This window comes from Devosia oryziradicis, assembly GCF_016698645.1.
In the GTDB taxonomy this organism is placed as follows: domain Bacteria; phylum Pseudomonadota; class Alphaproteobacteria; order Rhizobiales; family Devosiaceae; genus Devosia; species Devosia oryziradicis.
In genome coordinates, this window is record NZ_CP068047.1 from 249846 (window position 1) to 265941 (window position 16096).

The window sequence follows — 16096 nt, forward strand, 5'->3', positions numbered from 1 at the left end:
ACCCGTCACGGCGGCACCCGGAGGACAATCAAGGCGCCGCCGCGTCGGGAGGTGTCGATTATTCGTAAGTGATGACCTTCTCTTCGCCGAATTCGTCGACCAGAGCGTCGTGGTAGCTCTGGATGACTTCGTCGACGCTGGCCCCATCGAGCAGGTCGGACGTCGCCTGCTGGATGAGTGCGGAAACGGTCTGGTAGCCCGGGATGGTGTCGCGGCCCGTGGTATCGGCAGCCAGGGCGGTCGCTTCAGCCAGGAAGGGGTCAGCGGTATATTCGGCCGATTCCGAAATGTCCGTGCGCACGGCCATGCGGTGGTTGGCCAAGGTCCAGGCCTTGAAGTTGGCTTCGTCGAAGATCGAGGTCACCAGCTTCCACGATGCCTCGGCGTCGGCGGCCTTGGCATTGATGCCGATGGCCCAGCCACCCGAAATGTTGGTGGTGGTCTTGGTGCCGGGTTCGCCCGAGCCTGGCCATGGAGTCCAGCCGACCAGGGCATCGCGTTCTTCGCGGGACGGCGGGGCATTGCAATCCCACAGGCACGCATCTTCCCAGGAGCCGGATGCCAGAATGCCCAGCTTGTCGTCGGCAAGGGCGGCACGGACGGCGGCACCGATATCGGTGGCGTAGTTGAGGTCGGCCGGGTTCAGTTCACGCTCGACATAGACCTGGTGGTAGAGGTCAAAAACGCGGCGGAGGGCCGGGCTGTCGCCGATCCACTGGTTGGTCTCGCGGTTGAGCAGGCGGTTGCGGTCGCCTTCGGGGACGTCGGCGCCGAGCAGGGCCATGTAGACGCCCTGCATGGTGGTGGCTTCACCCTGCTTGATGCCGGCCGGAAGCTGGAACGGATACTGGACGCCCGCATCCTTGAGCTTCTGGGCGGCGTCGAGAATGTCGGTCCAGCTCTTGGGCTCCCACGGCATGGCAATGCCGGCCTTTTCGAAATTGGACTTGTCGTACCACAGCATGCGCACGTCGGTGTCGGTGGGCAGGGCATAGACATTGCCCTGGTAGGACGCGACTTCGAGCAGGCCGGGCAGATAATACTGGTACTGGTCCCAGGCGGAGGCCATGTCGTTGAGCGGCGTGAGGTATCCGGCCGCGGCGAGTTCGGAGACCATGAAACTGTCGATCACGTTGACGTCGGCGGCGGTGCCGGCACTGAGATCGAGCGCGATGCGCTGGTCATAACCCTGGCCGGGCAGTTTGATGGCGTTGACGGTATCGCCCGTCTCGGTCTTGTAGGCCTCGATGCCCGGCTCGACCAGCGAGGCGATCCATTCGGGATACATGATCGTCACTTCCGCCTGGGCCGGGAAAGCCGCGGCGGCCATCAGTGACATGGCGGCCACCGTGGTCAGAAAACCTCGTTTGAGCATCAAGTCCTCCTCTGCTGCTTGAGCCGCCTCTGATTGGGCGGCCTCGCGCCGGAACCCTCATCCGGGCGCGGCCAGAGGTAAACACACTTGATGCAACGTTGCAATTCTGAATCGCGATGTGACAGCCTTCCTGACGTTCATTGCATTTTGTCTTTATATTTCAAAATGGTAACGTCCTGCAATCGTTTCAGATTGTTGCGATCGTCTTCTAGATCGTTGCAAAATTTGTCCTGTTTGGTTTCCGCCGCAGCCGGTGTAAAAGCGTCTGGGGAAAGCAGATGGCATGAGCAGCAAGTTGAGCACAGCGGGCAAAGGGCGGGCGCCGGGGAACCAGCGCGTCACCCTGCGCACCATTGCCGACATGACGGGCCTGAGCCTGTCCACGGTATCGCTGTCGCTGCGCGGCGGTACCACGCTGAAGCAGGAAACGCGCGACAAGGTCGCCGAGGCGGCCAAGGCGCTGGGCTATATTCCTGACCGGGCGGGCGTGCGCCTGCGCACCGGCAAGACCAATGTCCTTGCGCTGGTGCTGGATGGAGCGGAGGACTCGATCGACTTCGCCCGCCAGATGATCCAGGGGATCGGCAATGCCATCAAGGGCACACGCTATCACCTGACCGTCATTCCCGAATTCGAGCGGCATAACTCGGCCGACACGATCCGCTATATCCTGGACAACCGCACGGCCGACGGCGTCGTCATTACCCATACCGGGCCGCGCGACAAACGCGTGCAGATGATGATCGACGCCGATTTTCCGTTCGTCAGCCACGGCCGGACGGAATTCTACACGCCGCATCCCTATCATGACTTCCATTCGGAAGTGTTTGCCACCATGGCGGTGGAGCGGCTGGCCAGCAAGGGCTGCCGTCAGGTGATGCTGGTCATCGGCGATGACAGCACGACCAATTACCACAATATCGTCACGGCCTTTCACAAGGCGGCGGCGCGCATGGGGGTCGAGGCGCGGATCCTCGAAGGCACCAGGGGGATCAGCCCGGCCGAGATGCGCAAGATGGGGATGGCGCTGGCTGCCGACGGTAAGCGGCCGGACGGCATTATCAGCGACAGCGAAATGCGGACCATTGCGCTGGTGGGCGGCCTGCAGGAGGGCGGGCTGACGCTGGGGCGCGACCTGCAGCTGGTCTACAAGCAGACTTCGGGCATCCTGCCGACGCTGTTTCCCCATCTCGACAGCATCCGCGAGGACGTGTTCGCGGCCGGCGGCGAACTGACGCGCCTACTGATCAGGCGCATCGAGGGGGCCGAGGTCGAGACGCTGCAAACCCTGGCCGAACCGCAGCCGCATTGGCGCAGCTGACCGGCGCGACCAGGTTTCCGACCCGGCCGCGCCCGGCCATCAGGGCTTGGTGACGCAGATGGCGAAGCGATCCTGAGTCAGGCGCTCGAGGGCCCGCCAGAACGGCATCTTGCGCGCCTGTGCCCAATGGATGGCACCCAGGCGGCGATCGATCACGGGATTGACGAAACCGACGGCGAGCAGGGCCGCGACCACGTCTTCGGCCGGCATCTGCCCCGAGAAATAAACCTGCTCGCGAATGCGCTCCAGCCGTTCGGCCATGCCGGGTGCCAGCCGGTGGTTGCCGGGCTTGCCGCCGAACAGCAGGCGGAGGCGGGTGGCCCAGCCCTTGCGGCCCATATTGCCATCGACGATGAGCAGCTTGCCGCCTGGCTTGAGCAGCTCGAACCACTCGCGGAAGGCGGCTGGCGCATCGACCAGCGTCCAGACCAGGTGACGGTTGGTGATGACGTCGTAGCTCTGCCGCGGCTCGGCGGTGTTTTCCGCATCGCGCATGATGAAGCGGATATCGGCCTGGCGCTTCCTGGCCTTGGCCCTCGCCTGTTCGAGCATGGCCTCGGACCAGTCGGCGCCGGTGACGCGGTAGCCCATGTCGTTCATCAGGTGGGAAATCACCCCGGTACCGCTGGCCAGATCGAGCGCCGCACGGCCCTGCCCCTCACCCAGATGTTTGCGGATCAGCCCGTGCCAGCCGGCCCGTTCAGCTTCCGAGAAAATTTCGTGCCCCACGCTCTCGTCGAAGGTCGCGGCGCGTTCGGACCAGAATTCGCGAATTTCGTCGCGGATTGAATAGTTTGAGCTGACGTCGCTCATCGTTCGACCTAACACATTGGAATTGCTCTAAAAGATAAAACTTGATATTCGATATCATGTTTTATAGGCGGGAGACGTATCAAGTTTCCTGCGAGACGCAAAATGAAAATATCGCACCTGATGCTGGTGCCGGCTGTTGCCGCATTCGCCGCCTTCTCCCTGCCCGCATTCGCGCAGGCCTTCACCATCACGGACGTCGCCGGCCGCGAGGTTTCGTTCGACGGCCCGATCGAGCGCGTCATCCTGGGTGAAGGGCGCATGATCTATTCGCTGGCGGCCATCGAGACGGACAACCCGTTCGAGCATGTCGTGGGCTGGCGCAACGACCTGTGGACCACCGACGTCAAGTCGTTCGACGCCTATGTGGCCAAGTTCCCCGAAGCAGCGGAGCTGCCCTTCCTGGGCCGGCTGACCGATGGCACGCTGCAGGTCGAAACCGTGGTGACGCTCGACCCGGACGTGCTGCTGCTGTCCATCGGCGACAAGACGGCGGCCGAAGAGGTCAAGCTCGAAGAGACGCTCGCCGATGTCGGCGTCAAGATCGTCTATATCGACTTCCGCGAGCACATCCTCGACAATACGGTGCCCAGCCTGCACATCCTTGGGCAGCTGTTCGGCAAGCCGCAACGTGCCGCCGAGGTGGCCGATTTCTGGCAGTCCAAGATGGACGAGATCGCCAAGGTCATCGCCGCGAACGACATCGAGCGCCCCGACGTGTTCATGTATCGGGCGGCAGGCCTGGTGGAATGCTGCGGTACCTTCGGCCCGGACAATTTCGGCCTGATGGTCGAGCTGGCCGGCGGCCATAATCTGGGTTCGGACTTCCTGCCGGGCTATACCGGCTCGATCAACCCAGAGCAGGTCATCGCCTCCAACCCCGATGTGATCGTGGTGACCGGTTCGGACTGGACCAACTCGCCCGACGCCAAGGATTTCGTCAGCGTTGGTCCCGGCACCGCCGATGGCGCCGAAGCCAGCCGCGCCATGCTGGCCAAGCTGGTGGACGCACCTGCCTTTACCGGCTCGACCGCCGTCGCCGAGGGCAATGTGCATGCCATCTGGCACCAGTTCTACACCAGCCCCTACCAGTTCGTGGCGATCCAAGAGATGGCCAAGTGGTTCCACCCGGAGCTGTTTGCGGACGTGGATCCGGAGGCAACCTTCAAGGAATTCTACGACCGCTTCCTGCCCATCGAATACGAGCCGGGGGCCTGGCTGTCGCTCAAGGCGGACGAATAAACCATGGCCGTCGCTGACATCACCGATTTGACGGAAGCGGCGGTTCAAGGGCGCGGTGAATACCGCGCCCGCGCACGCCGCAAGCTTGCGATCCTGATCGGGCTGAGCCTGGCGCTCTGCCTGTCGTTTGCAGTCGACCTGGCCTGGGGCCCGGCCCGCTATGGGCTCGACCAGGTCGTGCTGGCGCTGTTCAGTCCGGATGCGGTTTCGGCGCAGGTGCGCACCGTGGTCTGGGATATCCGCATGCCGGTGGCCGTGATGGCCATCGTGGTGGGCGCAGCCCTGTCGGTGGCCGGCGCGCAGATGCAGACCATTCTCGCCAACCCGCTGGCGAGCCCCTTTACCCTTGGCATTTCAGCTGCGGCCAGCTTCGGCGCCGCGCTGGGCATCGTTACCACGGTGCCGCTGCTGCCAGTGGCGGCCGGGCTGATCGTGCCGGTCAATGCCTTCGTGATGGCGCTGGCAGCAACGATGTTCATCCATTTCGTGTCGCAGGCCCGTGGCGTGACGGTGCAAACAGTGGTGCTGCTGGGCATTGCGCTGGTCTTCACTTTCAACGCGCTGCTGGCCTTCGTGCAATACCTGGCTTCCGAACAGGCGCTGTCGCAGGTGGTGTTCTGGACCATGGGGAGCCTCACCAAGGCCACCTGGCCCAAGATCTGGATTACCCTGGTCGTGCTGCTGGTCGCGCTGCCGCTGTTCGCCCGCAATGCCTGGGCGCTGACGGCGATCCGGCTGGGCGAGGACAAGGCGGCCAGCTTCGGCGTCAATGTGCGCTATATCCGGCTCGAGACGATGCTGGTCATCTCCCTGCTGGCCTCGGTGCCGGTGAGCTTCGTCGGGACGATCGGCTTTGTCGGGCTGGTGGGACCGCATATCGCCCGCATGATCCTGGGGGAGGACCAGCGCTTCTTCCTGCCCGGCTCGGTGCTGTCAGGCGCCTTGCTGCTGTCGGTGACCTCGATCGTCTCCAAGTCGATCATCCCGGGCGTCGTCTTTCCCATCGGCATCATCACCGCGCTGGTGGGCGTGCCCTTTTTCATTTCGCTCATTCTCTCCAATGTGAGGCGGTCATGGTAGCTCTGCAGCTGGACGGCGTCGGCGCACTTTATGGCAAGCGCCTGGCAGTATCGGAGGTATCGACCCCCTCGCTCACGGCGGGGGAGGTAGTCGCTGTCATCGGACCGAACGCCGCGGGCAAATCGACGCTGTTCAAGCGCATTGCCGGCTTGCTCAGCGGCCCCGGAGAGGTACGCCTCAGCCAATCCCGCAAGGGCAAGGGGGCGATCAGCTATATGCCGCAAGACACCTCGGCCAATGCGGTGCTGACGGTTTACGAATCCATCCTGCTGGCCCGCAAGCAGGGCAGCGCCTGGTCGGTGGCGGACGATGACCTGCAGCTGATCGACCAGGTGATGGAGGCGCTCAATATCGGTCCGATCGCCTTTCGCGACCTGGGGGCCTTGAGCGGCGGCCAGCGGCAACTGGTCTCGGTGGCCCAGACCCTGGTCCGCGAACCCGACATCATGCTGATGGATGAGCCGACCAGCGCGCTCGACCTGCACCGGCAGGTCGAGGTGCTCAGCTTCATGCAGGCACAGGCCCGCAAAAAGGGGATGATCGTGCTCATCGCCATCCACGACCTCAATCAGGCGCTGCGCTTTGCCGACAAGGTGCTGCTGATCGCGGCTGGCAAGATGCGTGCCTGCGGCGACCCGCTGGACGTGATCAACCCCGGCATGTTGCGACAGGTCTATGGCGTGGACGCGCGCATCGAAAAATGCTCGCGGCAATTCAACCATGTCATCGTCGATGGGGTCGCCGCCTAGGCGGCCCTTTCCTCGGCCTGCCCAGCCGCGCGGCGTGGCTGACCGTCGCAGAAGCGACCTCTTTGCCTCCCGTCGCGATACGGCTATGATTGGCCAAACTTTTCTTGCTGCCTGCTCCGGATCATCCCGCTCTTGCAGTTGAGAGTGCGTCGACGCCGAGGCGAATTGCGAATGATATCGAGACTATCCGGCCGAGCCGGCCTGCCGACGATGGCCCGCCCCGTGGGCACCAGCGCATGACCGGGCAGAAGCGACGGGCCCCGCGCGGGCGTCCCACCATGATGGCCGTGGCCGCCGCAGCGGGCGTATCCCAGGCGACGGTGTCGCTGGTATTGAGCAACAGCAAGGGCGCCAAGCTGACCGACGAGACCCGCCGGCGCGTGCTGCAGGCGGCGCAGGACCTCGGCTACAAGTTCGTGCGTCGCGGCACACGCGTTGACGCCAGCGGCCAGGGCACCATCATATTCATGGCCGACGAGATCAGCACCGACCCCTGGATGTCGCTCGCCTTCGACGGCGCGCGCGACAAGGCGCTCGAGATGGGCATCAACGTGCTGCTGGGCGTGAGCCATGGCGACCCCGATGTCGAAACCAATATTCTTGCCGGCTTCGACAAGGCGCCGGTGCTGGGCGTTGTCTATGGGACCATCCTGGCGCGTCAGGTTCAGGTCGCGCCGGCATTTGCCAATCGGCGGCTGGTGCTGCTCAACTGCTATGACGAAGGACGGGTCCACCATTCGGTGCTGCCGGGGGACGTGCTGGGCGGCCGCGCGGCCACCGACCACCTGCTCAAGGCGGGACGCAGGCGCATTGGCTTCATCAATGGCCAACAGGGCGTGGATGCCGCGCGTGACCGGCTCAAGGGCTATCGGCAGGCCCTGGCCAGCAATGATATTCCGTTCGATCCGGCATTGGTGAAACCCGGCAACTGGGAACCTTCGGCCGGCTACGAAATGACCCACGAACTGATGGCGATGAGCGATCCGCCGGATGCGATTTTCTGCGCCAACGACATGATGGCTCTGGGCTGCTACGACGCCCTGCGGGAGCTGGGCAAGAACGTGCCCGGCGATGTGGCTGTGATCGGCTTCGACGACCGCGATGTGGCGCAGTACATGCACCCGCCGCTCAGCAGCCTGGTGCTGCCGCTCTATGAAATGGGGCGCGTGGCGGTCGAGCTGATCCTGGATGACGCAGGGGGCCTCCATTCGTCGGCGACCGGGATCAAGGTGGAGTGCAAGCTGGTGGAGCGGGCATCGACCCGGACCGAGCAGGCGGCCGTTCCAGAGCCCCTCGCCAGCTAGACGCCTAGTCGTCGGCGGGGTTGAGCGAATCCATCATCGTCCTTCGCGCCGACGCCAGGTGCCGCGTGCAGGCCTGCCGCACGGCAACCGGATCGCGCGCGAGAAAGGCCGCGATGTAATCGAGATGTTCGCCGATCGCGATCTCGTTGCGATGCCGTTCGTCCCGCTTGTTCCACTGATAGTGATAGTGAAAAATCAGCGTGATGATGTCGTAGAAGTCATCGATGAAGCGGTTGGGGACCGCCGAATTGATCAGCCGGTGGAAGCGGTTGTCGAGATCGGAGAAATCGTGGAAGCGCCCGTCGATCTGGCCGAGCAGTTCCTCATGCTCGCGTTGGATGGCGCGCAGGCGGCCCCAGATGGGGGCGGTGGGCGGCAGTGACAGCAGAGCCTTGGCCGACCGCTGTTCGAACATCTCCCGGATTTCGAAGAGCTCGGAGGCAAAAGCGGCGGTGAAGCCCTTGAACAGCCATCCGGCATTGGGGCGTTTCTCGATGAGGCCGAAGCGGCTGAATCGATTGAGAAATTCGCGGATACCGGTCGTGCCCACACCGAAGATGCGCGCCAGTTCGAGCTCGTTGATCAGGGTGCCCGGTTTGGTGTCGCCGCGGAGCATCCATTCCATGAACTGGCGCTCGACCTGCGCGGAAGCGGCCATGGTTTCTTCGACCGGAAAGCCCGCGTCGGCGGCGACGGCCCGGGCAACCACCCGATTACGGCCCTCCCCCACCAGATAGCCGCGCTCGGCCATGGCCGACAGCACCTTGCGGACGGTGGTGCGGCTCACGCCCAGGCGCTGGCTCAGCTCGTTCTCGGCCGGAACCGGCGCGCCTTCGCCGGCGGCAGCGACAATGCCCAGGGCATCGTTGAAGGCCGCTTTGAAGACTGCGTCGCTTTTCATGCTCTCCCCTGGGCGGTGACGATGTGCCGCCCGGCAGCAAAGCCGCCGCTGTGAATCGGACAGCTCAATCTATCGCGCCACTGGCTTTGATCAATCCGGTCTTGCGTGCGGCATGGACGTGCGGAGGGCAGGCAAAGGGAAACCCCGCCCTCCGCCCCAGCCGGGGACTTACTGGAAGTCGCCGACGTTTTCCTTGGTGACCAGGCCCGCGCCGGTATCGACGAGCAGGGTCACTTCTTCACCGCGGATCGCCTTGACCAGGGTCTCCACCCCTAGTTCGCCCATCTTGGCGGGGAACTGGGCAACGGTGGCATCTTCCTTGCCGGAGACGACCAGGTCGAGCTCGCCGCAGCAAGCGTCAAAGCCAACCAGGACGATGGCGTCATCGGCAATGCCGGCATTTTCGATGGCCTGTGCGGCACCGACGGCCGGCGGGCCGCAAGCCGCGTAGATCGCCTTGAGATCGGGATTGGCGGTCAGCAGGTCTTCGGCAGCCGACAGGCCCATTTCCTGGGCGCAGTTGGTGCTGTTCTTGCCCACGATCTGGATGTCGAGTCCGCCGGCCAGGCCCTTGAGCATGCCGGTAACGCGATCATCGAGGGCCGGAACGCCGGGGACGCCCTCGAGAATGCCCAGCGTATCGCCGTCCTTGAGCACGCTCTTAAGATATTCACCGGCAATGCGACCGGCACTGTAGTTGTCGGTCGTGGCCAGGGCGGTCTTGCCAAGCCAGTCGGGAATGTCGTTGTCCATCAGGACGACCTTGATGCCAGCTTCGACGGCCTTGTCGAGCGAGGCCGCAACCGTGGGATCGACCGGCGTGATGGCAATGCCCTGCACGCCTTGGGTGATCATCGATTCGATGAGGGCGATCTGGCCTTCGATATCGGCGCCCGAGGCGCCCTGGCCGTAGACGATCTCGACATCGGGATGTGCTGCCGCATAGGCCTTGGCCGCATCTTCCATGGTGGAATAAAACTCCACCGGGAACTTGGTGATGAAGCCGATCTTGACCGGGTCCGCGGCCAGGACCGGGGAGGCGCCGGCCAATATCAGCGCCAGCCCTCCCGTGATGATATGCCTTAGTTTCATGGGTTTCCTCCCTGGGAACCGGCTGCACAGGCAACCGGGGATTATCAGCGCCCCTCCCGGAGCGCCGATGGCGTGCAGCATCAGGCTCCGACGATCATCGCCACGAGCTCCTGCTGGTTTGTCTTGGTGGGGACGATCTCGCCGACCTTGCGACCCTGCCGCAGCACGACGGCGCGGCTGGCGAGTTCGGTGACATGCTCCATATTGTGGGTGATCAGGATCACCGCATTGCCCTCGTCGCGCAGCTGCGCCACCAGATCGAGCACCTTGCGCGACTCGCGCAAGCCCAGGGCCGCGGTCGGCTCGTCCAGGATCACCACCTTGCGCGCAAAGACGCTGGCACGCGCCACCGCCACGGCCTGGCGCTGCCCGCCCGACATCAGGGCCACGGTGGCATCCTGCTTGGGCAGGATGACCTTGAGCCGATCCAGCACGCGGCTGGTTTGCTCTTCCATCTGCCGGGATTTGAGGAAGCGCAGCCCCAGGGGCAGCCAGGACGGTCCCGCCAGTTCGCGGCCAGCATAGAAATTCTGCGCCGGGGTCAGGTTGTCGAACAAGGCGAGGTCTTGATAGACCGTCTCGATGCCGGCCGAGCGGGCATCGGCTGGCGAGCGGATGGCGGTGGCGACACCATCGATGGCGATATCGCCGCTGTCGATCTGGTGCACGCCGCTGATGCATTTGATCAGCGTCGACTTGCCCGCGCCATTGTCGCCCAGCAGCGCCAGGACCTCGCCGGCACGGGCTTCCAGGCTCACCTCGTTGAGCGCCAGGACCGGGCCGAAGCGCTTGGTGGCGTTGCGGACGCTGAGGATAACGGGATTGGTCATTGCAGCCTCGCCGCGCGCAGGGTGCGGACGCGCCCCTCGAGATAGGTCCGCAGCACGTCGGCCTCGACGGCCAGCACGATCACGACGCCGATGGCGATGAGCTGGAAGAAGATGTCGACATTGAGCAAATTGAGGGCGTTGCGGATGACGCCGATCATCACCGCGCCCACCAGGGCATGGCCGATATGGCCGCGACCACCCAGGAAGCTGGCCCCGCCGATAATGACCGCCGCGATGGTGTCGAGTTCGAGCAGGTTGCCGAAGAGGGGCGAGCCCGCGTCGGTGCGGCCTGCCAGGAGCACGGCGCCGACGCCGGCACAAAGTCCTGCCATGACATAGGTGGAGATCAACACGCCGCGGACCGGGATGCCCATGCGCAGGGCAGCCTCGGGCTTGCCACCCACGGCGTAGATCCAGCGCCCCCAGACCATGCGGCGTGCCATGAGCAGGATAAGCCCTGCCACGCCCAGCACGACGAAAAACGAGGCCGGGACGCCCAGGACCGAGCCGCCGCCGAGAAACTTGATGGCATCGGGCATGCCGGGAATGGCCCGGCCGTCGGCCAGCTGCAGGGCGGTGCCCTTGGCGATGCTGAGCGTGGCCAGGGTGATGATGAAGGGGTGTGGCAGCCGGCCGAAGGTATAGAACATGCCGTTGATGGCGCCCACCCCGGCGCCGCTGGCCAGCATGGCAAGAACGGTCAGGATGTCCGACCCCGTGGTGTGCCAGGTCAGCGCACCCAGCACGGTTGCGAGCGCCAGGTTGGACCCCACGGACAGGTCGATGCCGCGGGTCAGGATCACCAGGTGCTGCCCCATGGCGACGACTGCAATCACTGCGGTCTGGGCCAGGATGTTGGAGATGTTGCGCGGGGTGAGGAAATTGGGCGCCGCGATAGAGAGTACGACGATCAGCGCCAGGAGGATGGCAATGGGGCCGGCGCTGAGGAGCTTAAGCCAGATCGCCAGCGCTGCCGCCGGCTCGGCAGATGGCTTTGCCAGTGTGTTGTCCTGCCCGATCACCTGCTGCCGACAATGTCGCTCCCTGCTGCTGTCTTTTATCCATAAAGCACGGGATTGGGGGCGGCAAGAAAATTATCAGTGATATTACTAAATCATCATTCGTCATTATTTCGCCCAGCGTTCAGCCCCGGTTCAGCGAGCATGGGCGATGGAGCCGCGTCGCCCACCGGATTGACATCTTGACCATGCGCTTCCCTTTGCTGACCCAGGCTCTGGCCGCCCTGCTCCTCGTCGCAACCGCCCTGCCTGCCGTGTCGGCCAGTAACATTTGCGACTTTCGGGGCTACTCGGACGACAAGGATCCCGCCGGCACCAATGTGCGCAGCGGCCCGGGCACGGACCATGAGATCATCGGGGTGCTCAAGGCGGTGGATGACGGCTCGGACTATGGCTGGTCGCCCGAATTCCCTGTGCTGGCGTTCAAGGATGGCTGGTTCCAGATCGGAGACGCCCGCATAGAGGATTATGGCGATGTGCCGCCCGACAAGGTCTTTACCGGCCCGGGCTGGGTTTCGTCCAAGCTGGTCCTGTTCGACATCGAGGATCCGCTGCTGCGTGACGGGCCCTCCCTGGATGCGGCGACTGTGCTCGACATGAACAGCCTCTACGACCCGGGCAATGCCTGGAACCTGGCCGACATTCGCCTGCAGACGGTGCATGCCTGCGGGGGCCCGTTCCTGGAGGTGACGGTGATCAATCCGACCGGCCAGACCAAACGCGGCTGGATTACCGATCTCTGCGCAAACCAGGCCACGACCTGTTCGTGAGGCAGGGAACACCGTCCCTCCGCCCGCCCCCGTCACTCGGAATTCCCACGATCTTTACCGCCGCCAACAATCTATTTGCGCGATAGGCAGGTAGAGGATTGCCCAAGCTTTGACTTTCGGCCATGACGGGTTGTGGTGTCGGAGTTCCAGTTTGCCCATTTCCGCTAGCGCCTTCGTTCGATCGACGGTTTTGATGCTGCTCGTTGGCTTCCTGGCCCTGGCAGGCATTGTCGGAACCACGATCTGGCTGGTCGAGCAAAACAACTACTGGTTCAATGAAACGACCAATTCGCGGGTCGCGCGTTCGGCAACGGTCAACCTGCGCAACGCCGTGCAGGATGCGGAAACAGGCCAGCGCGGCTATTTGCTGACGCACGAAGAAAGCTACCTTGCGCCGTATAACGCCGCCCTGCCGGAAATACCGGGCTTCCTCCAGCGGCTTGACGAGGTGCTGTCCGCCTATCCGGAAGCCGAGGGCGTTGCCGCAAAGCTGAGCGCCAGCATCAGTACCAAGCTCGAGGAAATGGCCCGCACCATCGCGCTGGGGCAGGCGGGCGATTACGAACAAGCAATCGAAATCGTTCGGTCCGACCGCGGCAAGGCGGCAATGGATGAAGCGCGCGCCATTTTCTCGGGGATCATCGACGCCGCAGATGCACGCACCATCGAGGGACTGGAAAATCAGCGCAACGGCACGACGGCCCTGCGCTGGGTCACCATCATCGGTGCCTTCATCATCTTTGCCGTTGTCGGCGGGGCAGCCTGGGCGGTGCTCGTCTATACACGAGAAATCGCAGCCGCCCGCCGCGAGACCGAACTCGCCAATCTCACCCTCGAGGCCAGGGTCACCGAACGCACCTCAGACCTGGGCCGGGCCAATGAGGAAATCCAGCGCTTCGCCTATATCGTCACGCACGACCTGCGCGCGCCCCTGGTCAACATCATGGGGTTCACCAGCGAACTCGAAAGCAGCGTGGGGACGTTGTCAACTTACATGGCCAAGGTCACCGACAACCCCGACCCGGCTTTCGTCGAGGCGCGCACCGCGGCGACCGAGGACCTTCCGGAGGCGATCACCTTTATCCGCGCCGCCACCCGCAAGATGGACGGGCTGATCAACGCCATCCTCAAGATTTCGCGCGAAGGGCGCCGGCAGCTCAAGCCGGAACAGCTCAACCTGCAGGAGCTGATCGACAACAGCGCAGCGGCAGTGCAGCACCAAGTCGTCGACAGCGGCGGCACCATCACCTCCAATATCGAGGTGCCACGCCTTGTTTCGGACCGCCTGTCCCTGGAGCAGGTCCTGGGCAACCTCCTCGACAATGCCGTCAAATATCGTCAACCCGATCGGCCCTTGGCCGTGGCGATCCGGGCCCGACACCTGGCGGGCAACCGGATCGAGATCGAGGTCGAGGACAATGGGCGTGGCATTGCTCCGTCCGACCATGAACGAGTCTTCGAACTGTTCCGTCGCGCCGGCGTCCAGAACTCGCCTGGCGAAGGCATAGGTCTGGCCCATGTCCGCACGATGGTCCGCAGCCTGGGCGGCGACATAACCCTGCGTTCGACGCTTGGGGCGGGAACCACGTTCATCATCACATTGCCGCGCGAGCTGCGTGCCAATTCTGGGAGTCAAAGCGCATGAACAACGAAGGCAAGCCGGTCACCATCATCATGATCGAGGACGACGAGGGCCACGCTCGCCTTATCGAGAAGAACATTCGTCGCGCCGGAGTCGCCAATGAGATCATTCCGTTCGTCAACGGTACGTCCGCCCTGGAATTCCTGATGGGCGCTGACGGCACCGGTGCCGTCAACAAGGGACGCCAGTTGCTGGTGCTGCTCGATCTCAACCTGCCTGATATGACCGGCGTGGACATCCTCGAAAAGGTCAAGACCAACGAGCATACGCGCCGCTCGCCGGTGGTGGTCCTCACCACGACGGACGACCAGCGCGAAATCCAGCGCTGCTATGATCTGGGCGCCAACGTCTACATCACCAAGCCGGTCGACTATGACGGCTTTGCCAATGCCATCCGCCAGCTCGGCCTGTTCGTGTCGGTGATGCAGGTTCCAGAAGCGGACTGAGGCATGCCCCACAGCACGGCCCATGTGCTCTACATCGATGACGATCCGGGCCTGGCGCGGCTGGTGCAGCGTGCCATGGAGCGGCGCGGCTTCCACTTCGAGCATGTGACGAGCGGGGACGAGGGCCTCGCCCGTATCACGGCCGGTGGGATCGACGTGGTGGTACTGGACCACTACCTGCCTTCGGGGACCGGACTTGACGTCTTGCAGGCCCTCGGCCAGCTGCCCGAGCGACCCGCCGTGGTGTACCTGACCGCGACGGCCGAAACCGCCGTTGCCATCGCCGCGCTCAAGGCCGGCGCCAGCGACTATGTGCTCAAATCGGTCGACCACGACTTCATGGAATTGCTTGCGGCCGCGGTCGAACAGGCCGTGAGCGTGCTGCAGCTGAGCCGGGCAAAGACGCTCGCCGAAAGGGAGATGCGCGACGCCCGCGAGCGCGCCGAGATCCTGCTGGGCGAGGTCAATCATCGCGTTGCCAATAGCCTGGGAATGGTCGCCGCCCTGGTCGGCCTACAGGCCAATGCGATCGCCAACGAAGAGGCCAAACTGGCGCTGGCGGAAACGCAGGCGAGAATTCAGGCGATCGCAGGGGTGCATCGCCACCTCTATACCAGCGAAGACGTGCGCTTCGTGCGGATCGACGACTATCTGAACGCGCTAGTCAGCGAGCTCGAAACGACCCACCTGGTTGCAGGCACCAATACCAGGTTGAAGGTGCGCGCCGAGCAGATGACGATCCCCACAGAAAAGGCGGCTTCGGTCGGCGTGGTCGTGACCGAGTTGGTCACCAATGCCTTGAAATACGCCTATCCGGCCCATGTCGAGGGCGAAATCCGCGTCATTGCCGAGATAGTGGACGACAATGCGGTGCTGCGCGTCGAGGACGATGGCGTGGGCTATGACGGCTCCGGACCAACGCAAGGCACCGGCCTGGGCAGCCGGATCGTGAGGGCCATGGCCCAGAGCCTGGCCGGAACGCTGTCATACCATGCCGGCCGGCCGGGAACGGTGGTCACGGTGAACTTTCCGAACGTGCCGCGCTGATCCGTACACCATGGTGCGGGGCCCGGCCCACCTGCCAAAGCTTGTGCGGTGGTCTTGGGACTTATGCTTCGGAATCAATTTGGTGGCAGACGTGCGCTGACTTGGCCTGCATAGGTCCTGGTGCCACCTTTCAAGCACCTGCATCGACAGACAGGCATGGCGGAGAGAAAGGGATTCGAACCCTTGAGACGGTTACCCGCCTACACACTTTCCAGGCGTGCGCCTTCGACCACTCGGCCATCTCTCCGCATCGCCTTGTCCTGGGCTGGAAACGCCAGGGGGCCGGCTGGTTGGCCGGCGCGAGCGAGGCGCAATATACTTATCAACGTCCGAGGCGCAAGGGATCACGACGCCTCGATGACGATTGTTTTTGCCGCAGGCGCTTGCCACCTTGTGAGCAGACCGCCCTGCATGGCACAAACAGCCGTGCGTGGGGCGGAACGGATAGGGCCAGCGGCCGCTTATCCC

The 16096-nt window shown here is 63.9% G+C and carries 15 protein-coding genes and 1 tRNA gene; 9 read left to right on the forward strand and 7 right to left on the reverse strand.

All coding sequences use genetic code 11. From position 1 onward, the window contains the following. Nucleotides 1–58: 58 nt before the first annotated feature. The gene (locus JI749_RS01140) at nucleotides 59–1375 is read right to left on the reverse strand and encodes an extracellular solute-binding protein (protein WP_201657577.1); all 1317 of its coding nucleotides are present in this window, start codon (nucleotides 1373–1375) and stop codon (nucleotides 59–61) included. Nucleotides 1376–1658: 283 nt separating this feature from the next. Here JI749_RS01140 and JI749_RS01145 point away from each other — a divergent pair, with 283 nt between their 5' ends. Then, the gene (locus tag JI749_RS01145) at nucleotides 1659–2696 is read left to right on the forward strand and encodes a LacI family transcriptional regulator (RefSeq protein ID WP_201657580.1); all 1038 of its coding nucleotides are present in this window, start codon (nucleotides 1659–1661) and stop codon (nucleotides 2694–2696) included. Between the two features lie 39 nt (nucleotides 2697–2735). On the opposite strand, the gene JI749_RS01150 is transcribed toward JI749_RS01145, so the two are convergent. Beyond that, on the reverse strand, nucleotides 2736–3509 hold the full coding sequence (locus JI749_RS01150; protein ID WP_201657583.1) for a class I SAM-dependent methyltransferase: 774 nt from the start codon (nucleotides 3507–3509) through the stop codon (nucleotides 2736–2738). A 102-nt stretch (nucleotides 3510–3611) separates the two neighbouring features. Here JI749_RS01150 and JI749_RS01155 point away from each other — a divergent pair, with 102 nt between their 5' ends. The 4 genes from JI749_RS01155 to JI749_RS01170 all read left to right on the forward strand — a co-directional run bounded on the left by JI749_RS01155 (nucleotide 3612) and on the right by JI749_RS01170 (nucleotide 7881). After that, on the forward strand, nucleotides 3612–4748 hold the full coding sequence (locus tag JI749_RS01155) for an ABC transporter substrate-binding protein (RefSeq protein WP_201657586.1): 1137 nt from the start codon (nucleotides 3612–3614) through the stop codon (nucleotides 4746–4748). A 3-nt stretch (nucleotides 4749–4751) separates the two neighbouring features. Continuing rightward, on the forward strand, nucleotides 4752–5828 hold the full coding sequence (locus JI749_RS01160; RefSeq protein ID WP_201657589.1) for a FecCD family ABC transporter permease: 1077 nt from the start codon (nucleotides 4752–4754) through the stop codon (nucleotides 5826–5828). Then, nucleotides 5822–6577: an ABC transporter ATP-binding protein gene (locus JI749_RS01165; protein WP_201657592.1), complete on the forward strand. Its 756-nt coding sequence runs from the start codon at nucleotides 5822–5824 to the stop codon at nucleotides 6575–6577. Before JI749_RS01160 ends, JI749_RS01165 begins: the two co-directional genes overlap by 7 nt. Nucleotides 6578–6813: 236 nt before the next feature. Further along, complete coding sequence (locus JI749_RS01170) at nucleotides 6814–7881, forward strand: LacI family DNA-binding transcriptional regulator (RefSeq protein WP_233280823.1); 1068 nt, start codon at nucleotides 6814–6816, stop codon at nucleotides 7879–7881. Between the two features lie 4 nt (nucleotides 7882–7885). On the opposite strand, the gene JI749_RS01175 is transcribed toward JI749_RS01170, so the two are convergent. The 4 genes from JI749_RS01175 to JI749_RS01190 form a co-directional block, all read right to left on the reverse strand. Beyond that, nucleotides 7886–8782 carry a GntR family transcriptional regulator gene (locus JI749_RS01175; RefSeq protein ID WP_201657595.1) on the reverse strand — a complete coding sequence of 299 codons (897 nt, stop codon included), beginning with the start codon at nucleotides 8780–8782 and terminating at the stop codon, nucleotides 7886–7888. Nucleotides 8783–8950: 168 nt separating this feature from the next. Continuing rightward, entirely contained in the window at nucleotides 8951–9874 is a 924-nt protein-coding gene (locus JI749_RS01180; protein ID WP_201657597.1) for a sugar ABC transporter substrate-binding protein, read from the reverse strand. 80 nt (nucleotides 9875–9954) lie between these two features. Further along, a complete protein-coding gene (locus tag JI749_RS01185) occupies nucleotides 9955–10704 on the reverse strand; it encodes an ATP-binding cassette domain-containing protein (protein ID WP_201657600.1) in 750 nt (249 codons plus the stop codon). Beyond that, complete coding sequence (locus JI749_RS01190) at nucleotides 10701–11666, reverse strand: ABC transporter permease (RefSeq protein WP_407644918.1); 966 nt, start codon at nucleotides 11664–11666, stop codon at nucleotides 10701–10703. The genes JI749_RS01185 and JI749_RS01190 overlap by 4 nt, the downstream gene beginning before the upstream one ends. Nucleotides 11667–11905: 239 nt before the next feature. Here JI749_RS01190 and JI749_RS01195 point away from each other — a divergent pair, with 239 nt between their 5' ends. The 4 genes from JI749_RS01195 (at nucleotide 11906) to JI749_RS01210 (ending at nucleotide 15628) form a co-directional block, all read left to right on the forward strand. Continuing rightward, on the forward strand, nucleotides 11906–12493 hold the full coding sequence (locus tag JI749_RS01195; RefSeq protein ID WP_201657606.1) for an SH3 domain-containing protein: 588 nt from the start codon (nucleotides 11906–11908) through the stop codon (nucleotides 12491–12493). 151 nt (nucleotides 12494–12644) lie between these two features. Continuing rightward, nucleotides 12645–14138: a sensor histidine kinase gene (locus JI749_RS01200; RefSeq protein ID WP_201657609.1), complete on the forward strand. Its 1494-nt coding sequence runs from the start codon at nucleotides 12645–12647 to the stop codon at nucleotides 14136–14138. Further along, nucleotides 14135–14581 carry a response regulator gene (locus JI749_RS01205; RefSeq protein ID WP_201657612.1) on the forward strand — a complete coding sequence of 149 codons (447 nt, stop codon included), beginning with the start codon at nucleotides 14135–14137 and terminating at the stop codon, nucleotides 14579–14581. The genes JI749_RS01200 and JI749_RS01205 overlap by 4 nt, the downstream gene beginning before the upstream one ends. A 3-nt stretch (nucleotides 14582–14584) precedes the next feature. Next, nucleotides 14585–15628 carry a sensor histidine kinase gene (locus JI749_RS01210; RefSeq protein ID WP_201657615.1) on the forward strand — a complete coding sequence of 348 codons (1044 nt, stop codon included), beginning with the start codon at nucleotides 14585–14587 and terminating at the stop codon, nucleotides 15626–15628. A gap of 157 nt (nucleotides 15629–15785) precedes the next feature. Here the strand turns inward: JI749_RS01210 and JI749_RS01215 are convergent. Continuing rightward, nucleotides 15786–15875 (reverse strand) — tRNA-Ser (locus JI749_RS01215). Nucleotides 15876–16096 lie beyond the last annotated feature (221 nt).